This window comes from Hymenobacter miniatus (assembly GCF_016427455.1).
Classification (GTDB): Bacteria; Bacteroidota; Bacteroidia; order Cytophagales; family Hymenobacteraceae; genus Hymenobacter; species Hymenobacter armeniacus.
The window spans coordinates 239149-251834 of the sequence record NZ_JAELXR010000009.1 but is presented as its reverse complement, the minus strand read 5'-3'; the positions used below and the strand labels follow the sequence as shown (position 1 = coordinate 251834).

Genomic DNA, 12686 nt, shown 5'->3' with positions numbered 1-12686 from the left:
AACAACGTTTCACACCTCGCTCAAGAAAGTCATCAGGCTTCCCCGAAGAATGCTTGGCCGCATTCCCTTGGGGAGAGGGGGCCGGGGGGTGAGGCGCCACGTCAGAACGGCATGCGAATTCTTTTCCTGCTCCTTTTAGTGCTGCTAGCTTCCCAAGCCCACGCCCAGACGCCACGCATCACCATTCCCCTGCTGGACAACTGGCATACTGCTGCCGACGACCACAACCAGCGAGCTTACCCCAACTTCGAACGGCCCGATTTCAACGACCACGCCTGGCAAACAGTGGCCGTGCCCCACAACTGGGACGCTTACGAGGGCTACCGCCGCCAGCGCCACGGCAACCGCCACGGCTATGCCTGGTACCGCAAAACCTTCACCACGGCGCCCGTTGCGAAAGACGCTCGGAGCTTCCTGTTTTTTGAGGGCGTGGGTTCCTACGCCACGGTGTGGCTCAACGGCCAGCAAGTTGGTTACCACGCCGGCGGCCGCACCACCTTCACCCTCGACGTGACGGCTACGCTCAAGCTCGCCGGCCAGCCCAACGTGCTGGCCGTGCGCGCCGACCACCCGGCCAACATCCAGGACCTGCCTTGGGTGTGCGGCGGCTGCTCCGAGGAACGCGGCTTTTCGGAAGGCTCGCAGCCAATGGGCATTTTTCGGCCGGTGTCGTTGGTAGTCACCAGCCCGGTGCGGGTCGAGCCTTTCGGCGTGCACGTCTGGGCCGATTCTACAGTGTCAGCTCAGGCGGCGCAGTTGCGAGTTGACACTGAGCTAAAAAACTACGGAGCTAGAGCGCAAACTCTGACCATCAGCAGCCAGCTGCTGGACCGGCAGGGGAGGAGCGTGGCCGCAGCCAGCACCAAACAAAAGCTGGCGCCCGGGGCCAGCGCCCAGCTTCACCAGCAGCTGCCGGTGCTGAAGCAGCCGCATTTGTGGTCGCTGGCCGACCCGTATCTGTACCGGTTGGTGACAAAAATCAGCGCCAAGGGCAAGCTGCTGGATGAGGTGGAAATGCCCTACGGCATTCGCTGGGTGAGCTGGCCGATTGGCCGGGCCGCTGCGGCCGGGCAAAAGCAATTTTTGCTCAATGGTAAGCCGGTTTTCATCAACGGCATTGCCGAGTACGAGCATCTGCTGGGCCAGAGCCACGCCTTCACACCGGAGCAGATTCGCACCCGCGTGCAGATGATAAAAGCCACCGGCTTCAATGCCTTCCGCGACGCCCACCAGCCGCACAACCTGCGCTACCAGGCCAACTGGGATTCGCTGGGCCTGCTGTGGTGGCCGCAACTGGCCGCCCACGTGTGGTACGACACGCCTGCGTTTCGCCAGAACTTCAAAACCTTGCTCACCGACTGGGTAAAGGAGCGCCGCAACTCGCCCTCGGTAGTTCTGTGGGGCCTCGAAAACGAGAGTACGCTGCCCGCTGACTTCGCCCGCGAGTGCAGCGCCCTCATCCGCCAGCTCGACCCCACGGCCTCGCGCGAGCGCAAAATCACGACCTGCAACGGCGGGCAGGGCACCGACTGGGACGTGCCCCAAAACTGGACCGGCACCTACGGCGGCGACCCCAACCAGTACGGCGCCGACGTGGCCCGCCAGGTGCTCATCGGCGAGTACGGCGCCTGGCGCACCCTCGACCTGCACCAATCCGGCCCGCCCGCCTTCAACAGCGGCCCGTTCAGCGAAGACCGTTTTGCCCAGCTCATGGAGCTGAAAGTGCGCCTCGCCGAAGCCGCCAAGGACCAGACCGCCGGCCATTTCTTCTGGCTGCTGACCTCGCACGACAACCCCGGCCGCGTGCAGGGCGGCGAAGGCCAGCGCGAGCTCGACCGCATCGGGCCCGTCAACTACAAAGGCCTGCTCACGCCTTGGGAAGAGCCTACGGATGCGTTCTATATGTTCCGGGCCAACTACGCGCCGAAAGCCACGGAGCCGATGGTTTACGTGGCCTCGCACACCTGGCCCGACCGCTGGCTGACACCCGGACGGAAAGACAGCATCACCGTCTATTCCAACTGCGACGAAGTCGAGCTATTCAACGACGTAAATGCCGCCTCGCTGGGCCGCAAAACCTACCCGGCGGGCATTGGCACCCATTTCCAGTGGGATGGCGTCGACATCCAATACAACGTGCTCTACGCCGTGGGCTACGTGGCCGGCAAGGCCGTGGCGAAGGATTACATCGTGCTGCACCACTTGCCCAAAGCACCCAACTTCGACCAATTCCTGGCCGATGCCCAGCCCCTCACCCAGCCTCAACCGGGCCTCAACTACCTCTACCGCGTGAACTGCGGCGGCCCCGCTTACCAGGACCAGCACGGCCAGACCTGGCAGACCGACCAGCCCCGCACCGGCCCCAAAACCTGGGGCTCGGAGTCGTGGACGCAGGCGTTTCCCGGTATCGCGCCCTTCTTTGCCAGCCAGCGCCGCACCCACGACCCCATCCGCGGCACCCGCGACTGGCCGCTGTTCCAAACCTTCCGCTACGGCCGCGAGAAGCTGCGCTACGCCTTTCCGGTGCCCAACGGCGAGTACACGGTGGAGCTCTATTTCTCCGAGCCCTGGCTGGGCACCGGCGGCGGGCTGGATTGCACCAGCTGGCGCCTATTCGACGTGGCTATCAACGGCGAAACGGCTATCAAAAACCTCGATATCTGGAAAGAAGCCGGCCACGACCAAGCGTTGAAAAAGACCGTGAAAGCCCACGTGACAGACGGTCAGTTGGTCGTGTCCTTCCCGCACGTCGCTTCCGGCCAAGCCCTGATTTCGGCCATTGCCATTGCTACTGCCGACGCCAGGGCCCAGCCGGCTCCGGCGCCGCAACCCATCATCGGCAGCCTGAAACTCAACAACCCGGCTCAGGCCGCGCAGTGGTCGGCCCAAACCTGGCTCGATACGGGCAACCCGAGTTTCAGCGACACGCCGGCTTCTTTTAGCGCCCTGCCCTCCGCGCTCTACGGGGCCGAGTGGCTGCGCGGGCCGGGCCAGGGCGGAGTTGTTGGCGGCACATTTAGCACCCGTACTGCCGCCGATGTTTATGTGGCCCTTGACGTGAAGCAGGCGACTCGTCCGACTTGGCTGAAGGAGTATGAGGATACCAAAACCACCCTCGAAACGGCCGGACCAGCTACCAATACTTTCCACCTGTACCGCAAGCGCTTCCCCGCCCACGCCACCGTTTCTTTGGGCGCCAACGGTAGCGCCTACCTCGTGGCCGTAAACCGCGCCAGCACCATCGAGCCGGCCTACGACCTCAAGGCCGTGACCGGCTACAAGCCCGCCACGGCCCGCCTCAGCGGCCCCGGTCTGGTGAAGGAAACGGTGAACACGAAGGAAAGCATCACCTTCAAAGAGCCCAGCGGCGGCGCCCTGGAATGGAGCATTCAGGTAGGCGTGGCCGACACGTACTCGCTCACCTTCCGCTACGCCAACCAGCTCGCCCGGCCGCTCGCCGGCACGCTCACCGTGGCCTTGGCCGATGGCACCGTGCTTAAAACCGAAAAAGTAGAATTGGTGCCCTCCAAGCCCGGCAAGTGGAACTACCTCACCACCTCCACCGGCGGCATGATAAACGCGGGCAGCTACCGCATCAGGCTCGCCGCCACCGATGCCGCGGGCCTGAGCGTTTCGGGGCTCGACGTGCAGTAAGGAAACGGCTGGTCAAGATGCTACAATAGGAGGGGAACATGGTATACCCGGCCGGTTTCGGGCCGAGGTAAATTTGTGCGTAGGCGGCGGGCCCGTTTTGGGCTCAAGTCGCGGCAAATCGGTATTATGGCCTCATGAGCAATTTGCGAGTTCTTGACCTGGTCATCATCGCCCTGTATCTGGTGGCCATGATTGCCGTAGGGGCCTGGTTTTCCCGTAAAAACCTGAATGCCGAGCAATATTCCAGCGCTTCGGGGCTGATTCCGGGCTGGGCCATCGGTATGTCTATCTACGCTACTTTCCTCAGTAGCAACACGTTTTTGGGCGTGCCGGGCAAGGCCTTCGGCACCAACTGGAACGCCTTTGTTTTCAGCATTTCGATGCCGCTGGCGGCCTGGGTGGCCACGCGCTACTTTGTACCATTTTACCGTAGCACCGGCGAAATATCGGCCTATACGCACCTGGAGCACCGTTTCGGCAGTTGGGCGCGCACCTATGCCGTGGCGTGCTTCCTGCTCACGCAGCTGGCCCGCATCGGCTCCATCTTCTTCGGCATTGCCCTCACGCTGCAGGCCCTCACGGGCTTTTCGATGGAGATGATAATGCTGGTGACGGGCAGCTGCATCATCGTGTACACGGTAATGGGGGGCATCGAGGCCGTTATCTGGACCGAGGTGGTGCAGGGCGTGGTGAAAACCTTCGGGGCGCTGCTGATTCTGTACCTGATTGTGACCAACATGCCGGGCGGCTTCTCCAACATCGTGGCCATTGGGCAGGCGCAGCATAAGTTCAGCCTCGGCGGCTTCGCGCCGGATTTCACCACGTCCACGTTCTGGGTGGTGCTGCTCTACGGGTTCTTCATCAACCTCAACAACTTCGGGGTCGACCAGAACTACGTGCAGCGCTACCACACCGCTACCTCGGCTAAGCAGGCGGCCAAGTCCATCTGGCTCTGCGTGTTGATTTATGTGCCAGCTTCGCTGCTGTTCTTCGTCATCGGCTCGGCGCTATTTGCCTACTACCAAGTGCACCCCGAACTGATTGAGGCCGTGAAGCTGAAAGTGGCCGCCGAAAAGCTGCCCCTCACCGCCACCGCCGGCCAAATTGCCCAGGCCGCCGCCGCCCTGCAGCCGGCCGACTACGGCGACAAGGTGATGCCGCATTTCATGGTGACCAAAATCCCGCCCGGCTTTGTGGGCCTCATCGTGTCGGCCATCCTCTCGGCGGCCATGAGCACCATCAGCTCGGGCATGAATGCCTCGGCCACGGTGTTCACCGTCGACATCTACGAGCGGTATTTCAAGTCCAACCTCACCGTGAAGCAAACCATGCGCGCGCTGCACGTGGGCACGGTGGCGGTGGGCCTGCTGGGCATGGGCGTGGGCATTGCCATGATAGGCGTGAAAAGCGTGCTCGACGTGTGGTGGCAGCTGTCGGGCATTTTCGCGGCCGGCATGCTGGGCCTGTTTCTGCTCGGCATCATTAGCCGGCAAACGCGCAACGCCGAAGCCCTCACGGCCACCATCATCGGCGTGCTGGTCATCGTCTGGCTCACGCTCTCGCCCCAGCTGCCCGAGTCCCTGGCGGCCCTGCGCAACCCGCTGCACCAGAGCATGGTGATTGTGGTGGGCACGCTCACCATTTTCCTGCTGGGGCTGCTGCTCACGCGCTTTCGCAGCCGCCGCGCCCCGGCCCTGGCCCCCGAAGAAGTAAAACAGTCCGTGCACTAGCCGGCCCGCCATTTTCTACCCCGAACGGCCCGCCTGCGGCCCCGAACATTAAGCCCTTATGGTTATGCAACATTCAGCGAAGGGATTTATCCCGGTCATGCTCATGCCTTTTCAGAACGATGGGCAAATCGACTATCCGGCCCTTACCCGCCTGACCGAGATGTACTTAAAGGCCGGTGCGGCCGGTTTGTTTGCCAATTGCCTGTCGAGCGAGATGTTTGAGCTCAGCGCCGAGGAGCGCCTGCAAAGCATCCGCCACATCGTGGACGTGGCCGCCGGCGAGGTGCCCGTGGTGGCCACCGGCACCTTTGCCGGCCCCCTCACCGAGCAGGCCGATTTTGTGAAGCAGGTGTACGCCGCCGGCACCGAGGCCGTCATCGTCATCACGGGCCTACTGGCCCGGCAGGAAGAGTCCGACGCAGTGTTCAACGAGCGTTTCCACCGCCTGCTGGACTCGACGGCCGGCGTGCCGCTGGGCTTCTACGAGTGCCCCGAGCCCTACAAGCGCGTACTATCGGCCGAGCAGCTGGGGCAGTTCGTGGGCACCGGCCGCGTGACGTACCACAAAGACACCTGCCTCGACATTGAGCAGATTCGGGCCAAGCTGGCGGCCACCCAAGGCCATCGGTTCGGCTTGTACGATGCATACATGGGCCACGCCGTGGAAAGCCTGCGCGCCGGCGCGGCGGGCCTCTCGTGCATTCAGGGCAATTTCTTTCCCGAGCTCATTGTGTGGCTGTGCCGCAACTACGACAACGCCAGCCTGCGTGCTGAAGTCGACGAAGTGCAGGATTTCTTCATCAAGAACATGGGCGTGATGCACGACGTGTACCCCACGGTGGCCAAGTATTCGCTCAAGCAGCGCGGCGTCGATATTTCCACGTTCACGCGCCGCAAGGTGGGCAATTTCACCAGCACCATCCGCGCCGGCGTGGAGGCGCTGTACGGCGACTACAGCGTGCTAAGCCGCAACCTGGAGCTGGTGGCGTAGGGTGTCGTTCAGACGGGGCGCCTCACCCCCCGGCCCCCTCTCCGAAAGGAGAGGGGGAGCCACGGCATTACTTCGTTAATTAACAAAAAAAAGACCCGCTGTGCGATTGCAGCGGGCCTTTTGTGTAAGCTAAGAGATTAAAATACGTTCGGCTCCCCCTCTCCCTTGGGAGAGGGGGCCGGGGGGAGGCGCCACACTACGGCCCTACGCCGCCATGGCCAGTTCCTTGTGGCTGTGCAGGTACTTTTTCTTGTACTCCAGCGGCGTCATCTTCGTGATTTTCTTGAAGTGACGGTAGAAATTCGACACGTTGTTGAAGCCGCATTCGAAGCAGATGACCTCCGTCGGCAACTTGTCCTCAATAAGCTGGCGGCAGGCTTGGCTGATGCGGATTTCGATGAGGAAATCGTAGTACGTTTTCTTGGTAATCAGCTTGAAGTAGCGGCAGAACGACGTAACGCTCAAGTTGCTGATGGAGGCAATTTCATCCAGCGTGATTTCCTTTTTGTAGTTCGACAGCGTGTAGTTGCACACCTTGTTGATGCGCTGTACGTCCGACTCGTTGCTCTGCTTAAAGGCGTGGTGCTCCGAGGCAATGGTCTTCACCTCCGTGGTTTCGGAGAGTATTTTCAGGATGGAGAGGAAAATGATGATGCGGTCGAGGTCGGTGGCGTGCACGGCCTGGCGCATGAGGGGCGCAAGCTTGGCCTTGGCCTTGCCGGTGATGAGCAGGCCGCTTTTGGCTTTCTCAAACAGCTTGGGAATGAGGTAGGCCTCGGGCAGGCCGAAGAGGTAGCGGCCCAGGCACTCGGGCAGGAACTGAATCACGATAGCCTCCACTTCCTTCTCGGGGTTGCCCTGGAAATACTCCTCGTTGCAGCGCCAGGTGTGGGGCAGATTGGCGCCCAGCAGCACAATCTCGCCCGAGGAGAAGTTGCTGATGTTGTCGCCCATCAGGCGCACGCCCTCGCCCTTGATGACGTAGTGCAGCTCCAGCTCGGGGTGATAATGCCACACCGTGCCGAAGTTGGGCTTCTGGTCGTGCCGCACGCTGAACGAACTCTGGGGAGCTACCGGAACTTTGTGAAAATGGGCTTTCATGAGAAGAGAGGGATGGTGGGAATTGACGGGATTTAGACGGATACCGGGGCGAGGGAACGAAAACGTTTGTGATAGAAGGGCAGGAGGACGGAGTGCTTACGCCAGGTGAGCAAGCTTCTCTAGGATGTTATCCTGCCGATTGCCGGGCGCAAACCCCGATAATTCGAAGCAGCTTTGGTTGGTAAGTAGTCACTAATTTATCTGCCTTTCCCAGGGCAACTCTCCTGTACTTGCCTGCCCTTGCCATTCAGCGCACAAATTCTGGGAAGGGTACCGGCACGGCGAAAAGCGAGGGCCAGAAAATCGCGCAAATGGCCTTGCGCCGGTCCCATGCTAACATCCTACACTAAGTAGGCAAGAACCGGCAGGTCCGCGCGGGGCGGGGCTAGCAAATTTGTCTAGCTGGTATTTCCGCTTGTTTCCGACGCCACTTCCTGCCCCAGTCGGCCGCGCCGAAGCGGCCCGCCAGGACCTGGTTCACCCAAAAAGCCTCTGCACGCCGTGGCCACTTTCCCCACCAAAGAAGTTCTGTTACTCGCCAGCGGCGACCTGCGCCTCGCCGCCAACCAAAACTGCTGGGCCGCCCAGCAGGCCATGGAAAAAAGCCTGACGGCGGCCCTCGCCCGGCAGGGCTGGACGGTGAAGCGCGCCCACGCCTACGACCCCGTGAAAAAGCACGGCTTCATCGACTCGCAGCGCATGGGCATGGACGTGTTTCGCACCCTCGAGCCCTGCCAGCCGCTCATCGTGGCCGAAAGCGTGTGGCAGTACTCGCACCACGTGCTGGCCGGCCTCACCACCCACCAGGGCCCCATCCTCACGGTGGCCAACTGGAGCGGCACCTGGCCCGGCCTGGTGGGCATGCTGAATTTGAACGGCTGCCTCACCAAAGCCGGCGTGCGCTACAGCACGCTCTGGAGCGAGGATTTTACCGACGAATTCTTTGAAAGCAACCTGAAAAACTGGCTTGCCTACGGCCGCATCGAGCAGGACGAGCGCCACGTGCTCAGCTTCAACGACGCCACCGTGCCCGCTGCTGAGGAGGAAACCGGCCGCGAGTTCGGCCAGCGCTTCCGGCAGCACAAGGCCATCATGGGCGTGTTCGACGAGGGCTGCATGGGCATGTACAACGCCATTGTGCCCGACGAGCTGCTGCACGCCACCGGCGTGTTTAAGGAGCGCCTGAGCCAGTCTTCCCTCTTTGCGGCCATGCGCACCGTGAGCGACGCCGACGCCCAGGGCGTGCTCGACTGGCTGCTGGCCCGGGGCATGAAGTTCAACTGGGGCACCCACGACGCCACCCAGCTCACCCCGGCCCAGACCCTGGAGCAGTGCAAGATGTACATCGCCGCCGTGCGCATCGGGGCCGAGTTCGGCTGCGACACCATCGGCATTCAGTACCAGCAGGGCCTCAAGGACCTGACCGTGGCCAGCGACCTGGCCGAGGGCTTGCTCAACAACACCGACCGGCCGCCCGTTTTTTCGGCCGAAACCGGCGAGGAGCTGTACGCCGGCCAGGCCCTGCCGCACTTCAACGAAGTGGACGAGTGCGCCGGCCTCGACGCCCTGCTCACCTACCGCCTCTGGAACGAGCTGGGCCTGCCCGGCGAAACCACCCTGCACGACCTGCGCTGGGGCCAGGCCTTCGACACCGGCGACGGCGAAGAGTTTGTGTGGGTGTTCCTGATTTCGGGCGCCGCGCCGCCCGCGCACTTCGTGGACGGCTACAAGGGCACCAGCAGCGAGCGGCAGCCCCCCATGTACTTCCGCCTGGGCGGCGGCAGCGTGAAGGGCGTGAGCCGCCCCGGCTCCCTCGTGTGGAGCCGCGTGTACGTGATGGACGGCAAGCTGCACTGCGACCTGGGCGTGGGCGAAGCCGTGGCCCTGCCCGCCGCCGAAACCCAGCGCCGCTGGAAGCTCACCACCCCGGAGTGGCCCATCATGCACGCGGTGCTGCGCGGCGTGAGCCGCAACCAGATGATGGCCCGCCACAAGGCCAACCACATCCAAGTGGTGTACGCGCCCTACGAGGCCAAAGCCCACCAGCTCTGCCGCATCAAGGCCGCCGCCCTGGCCGAGCTGGGCGTGGAGGTGCATTTCTGCGGCGACGTGCAGGGCGTGAGCAAAGCCGTGGTGCGCACCCTCGTGGCCGAGCCCGCTTAGTGCCCGCGGCCCGGAGCCGCCCCCCCGACGCTACCTACTCTCCTCCTCAAATTCCCACGCTATGAAACAAATACTGTTCATTTTCGCGGTGGTGCTTTTCATCAGCCACGCCGCCTTCGCCCAAAACCGGACCCTTACCGGGCAGGTGGTGAGCGCCGACAAGTCGGAAGCCCTGCCGGGCGTGACGGTGGTGGTGAAGGGCACTACGCTGGGCACCGCCACCGGCGCCGACGGCAGCTTCACGCTGCAGGTGCCCGACAAGCAGGACGTCACGCTCGTGATTTCCTACCTCAGCTACAAAGCCCAGGAGCTGAACGTGAAGCCCGACCAAGCCCGCGTGGAGGTGCGCCTCTCGCCCGAAGCCGCCGCGCTGGACGACGTGGTGGTGATTGGCTACGGCACGGTGAAAAAGCGCGACCTCACGGGCGCGGTGGTGTCGGTGAAAGGGGAGGAGGTCGCCAAGCTGCCCACCACCACGGTGGTGGAAGCGTTGCAGGGCAAGATTCCGGGCGCCGACATCACGCGGGCCAATGGCTACGCGGGCCAGGGCGCCGCGGTGCGCATTCGGGGCAACCGCTCCATTGGCAACCCCAGCAGCTCCAACAACGTGCTCTACATCGTGGACGGCGTGCAGGGCGTGAACGCCTCCGACATCGACCCGAACGACGTGGAAAGCATCGAGGTGCTGAAGGATGCTTCCTCGACGGCCATCTACGGCTCGCGCGGCGCCAACGGCGTCATCATCATCACCACCAAGCGCGGCTCGAACAACAAGCCCAAGCTCACGCTCAACGCCTACACCGGCATTACGCAGGTGGCGGGCTACGGCAAGTTCATGGACGGGCCGCAGTACGTGGCGTTTCGCCGCGAAGCCTTTCGGGCGGTGGGCACCTGGAACAGCCCGGCCGACGACAGCAAGGTGTTCAACGCCGCGCAGCTGGACGCCATCAACAACCAGCAGTACATCAACTGGCCCGATTTGCTGCTGCACAACGGCTTGCAGCAGAACTACCAGCTGGGCGTGGCCGGCGGCTCCGAAAACACCAAGGTGTACTTCTCGGCGGGCTATTTCGACGAAAAGGGGCTGATGAAGCTCGACCGCTTTAAGCGCTACACCGCCCGCCTCAACATCGACCAGACGGTGAACAAATGGATGAAAGTGGGCATCCAGTCGCAGCTGGCCTACCTCAACAACGACATCCGGCGCGACCCCTTCAACCTGGCCTCGCAGGCCGCCCCGCTGGGCACGCCCTACGACGCCGACGGCAACCTGATTTTGTTTCCGCTGGGCGGCACCGTGGTGAACCCCCTGGCCGACGAGCAGCCCGGCGCCTACCAGCGCAACACCAAAACCAACCGCATCACCGCGGCCGCCTACCTCGAGCTCACGCCCCTGAGCGGCCTGAATTTTCGGTCCACGCTGGCGGCCAACTTTGCCACGTCGGAAGCGGGCAGCTTCTATGGCAAAAACACGATTGACGGCCGGGGCGCCAACTCGCAGGCTTCGCTCACCAACAACCAGAACCGCAACCTGAGCTTCGAAAACGTGCTGACTTACCGCAAGGAGTTCGGCGACCATTCGCTGACGCTCACCGGCGTGGGCAGCATCCTGACGTTCACCAACACGTCGAGCTTTTTGGGCGGCTCCAACCAGGTGTTGCCCTCGCAGTCGTTCTACAACCTGGCCGGCGCCAACCAAAACCCCTTCTACGGCAGCGGCCTGGTCGACAGCAAGCTCATTTCCTTCACCGAACGCATCAACTACACCTTCAAGGGCAAGTACCTGCTCACGCTCACGGGCCGCTCCGACGGCTCCTCGAAGCTGGCGCCGGGCAACAAGTGGGCGTTTTTCCCCTCGGCGGGCCTGGGCTGGCGCGTGATTGACGAGAACTTCCTGAAAGACCAGAAGGTGCTGAACGAGCTGAAGCTGCGCGGCAGCTACGGCGTATCGGGCAACGACGTGATTAACGCCTACGGCACCCAGAACTCGCTCACGCTGGCGCAGATTTCCTTCAACGAAACCACGGCCGCGCCGGCCTACACCATTTCGCCCACCATCGGCAACCAGAGCCTGAAGTGGGAGCTGACCACCACGGCCGACTTCGGCGTGGACTTCGGCCTGTTCGACAACCGCCTGAGCGGCAGCATCGACTACTACGATGCCCGCACCACCGACCTGATTTTTCCCTACACGCTGCCCCTGTTCACGGGCGTGACCACCGTGAACCGCAACATCGGCAAAACCCGCAACCGCGGCGTGGAGGTGTCGCTGACTTCGCAAAACTTCCGCGGGGCGGACTTCACCTGGTCGACCACCCTGACCTACGCCCGCAACAAGGAAACCATCGTGTCGTTGCCCAACGGCAACGTCATTGCCGACGACTACCGCAACTCGCTCATCGAAGGCGAGGCCTCGCAGATTTACTACGACTACCAGAAACTCGGCATTTGGCAGCTGGGCGAGGAGACGGAAGCGGCCAAGTTTGGCGCCATTCCCGGCGACATCAAGGTGGCCGACCTCTCGGGCCCCGACGGCGTGCCGGACGGCAAAATCACCTCCGCCGACCGCACCATCATCGGCACGCGCGTGCCGAAGTGGACGGCCGGCCTCAGCAACGACCTGCGCTACAAAGGCTTCGACCTGAACGTGCTGCTGGTGGCCCGCGTGGGCCAGTGGATTAGCTCCGACTACTACGCCAAGTACACCCGCAGCGGCAACAACAACGGCGCCGTGGTGGAATACTGGACCCCCGAAAACCCCACCAACGAGTACCCCCGGCCCAACGCCACCCGCAGCCTGAGCTACGTGACCACGCTCACCGAGCGCGAGGCGTCGTTTGCCAAAATCCGCAACGTGACCCTGGGCTACACCCTGCCCAAAAGCGTGACCAGCGCCCTGCGCATCGACAACGTCCGCCTCTACGTGTCGGGCAAAAACCTCTACACCTTCAGCAACCTCAAAGACTTCGACCCCGAGGGCGAAGGCGTGATTGACCGGCCGCTGAACCGCGTGTACGTGTTCGGCTTAAACGTGGGCTTCTAACCGA

Annotated in this window: 6 protein-coding genes; 5 read left to right on the top strand and 1 reads right to left on the bottom strand. The window is 62.9% G+C overall.

Annotated elements, in window-relative coordinates; translation table 11 throughout:
• Positions 1-138 precede the first annotated feature (138 nt).
• The 3 genes from JAO73_RS15595 (at position 139) to JAO73_RS15585 (ending at position 6375) form a co-directional block, all read left to right on the top strand.
• Entirely contained in the window at positions 139-3654 is a 3516-nt protein-coding gene (locus tag JAO73_RS15595) for a malectin domain-containing carbohydrate-binding protein (protein WP_198978068.1), read from the top strand.
• 134 nt (positions 3655-3788) lie between these two features.
• A complete protein-coding gene (locus JAO73_RS15590; protein ID WP_198978067.1) occupies positions 3789-5384 on the top strand; it encodes a sodium:solute symporter family protein in 1596 nt (531 codons plus the stop codon).
• Between the two features lie 58 nt (positions 5385-5442).
• Positions 5443-6375, top strand: coding sequence for a dihydrodipicolinate synthase family protein (locus JAO73_RS15585; RefSeq protein ID WP_198978066.1), 933 nt, complete (start codon positions 5443-5445; stop codon positions 6373-6375).
• 204 nt (positions 6376-6579) lie between these two features.
• Here the strand turns inward: JAO73_RS15585 and JAO73_RS15580 are convergent, their stop codons facing one another.
• Positions 6580-7476 carry an AraC family transcriptional regulator gene (locus JAO73_RS15580; RefSeq protein WP_198978065.1) on the bottom strand — a complete coding sequence of 299 codons (897 nt, stop codon included), beginning with the start codon at positions 7474-7476 and terminating at the stop codon, positions 6580-6582.
• Between the two features lie 501 nt (positions 7477-7977).
• Here JAO73_RS15580 and JAO73_RS15575 point away from each other — a divergent pair.
• Both JAO73_RS15575 and JAO73_RS15570 read left to right on the top strand, forming a co-directional pair.
• Positions 7978-9639 (top strand): fucose isomerase, encoded by a 1662-nt coding sequence (locus JAO73_RS15575; protein ID WP_198978064.1) that lies wholly within the window; start codon positions 7978-7980, stop codon positions 9637-9639.
• Positions 9640-9700: 61 nt separating this feature from the next.
• Positions 9701-12682, top strand: coding sequence for a SusC/RagA family TonB-linked outer membrane protein (locus JAO73_RS15570; RefSeq protein ID WP_198978063.1), 2982 nt, complete (start codon positions 9701-9703; stop codon positions 12680-12682).
• Positions 12683-12686 lie beyond the last annotated feature (4 nt).

Coding starts and splice junctions, on each gene's coding strand:
- JAO73_RS15590 (WP_198978067.1), top strand. CDS start 3,789: ATGAGCAATTTGCGAGTTCTTGACCTGGTCATCATCGCCCTGTATCTG.
- JAO73_RS15585 (WP_198978066.1), top strand. CDS start 5,443: ATGGTTATGCAACATTCAGCGAAGGGATTTATCCCGGTCATGCTCATG.
- JAO73_RS15580 (WP_198978065.1), bottom strand. CDS start 7,476: ATGAAAGCCCATTTTCACAAAGTTCCGGTAGCTCCCCAGAGTTCGTTC.
- JAO73_RS15570 (WP_198978063.1), top strand. CDS start 9,701: ATGAAACAAATACTGTTCATTTTCGCGGTGGTGCTTTTCATCAGCCAC.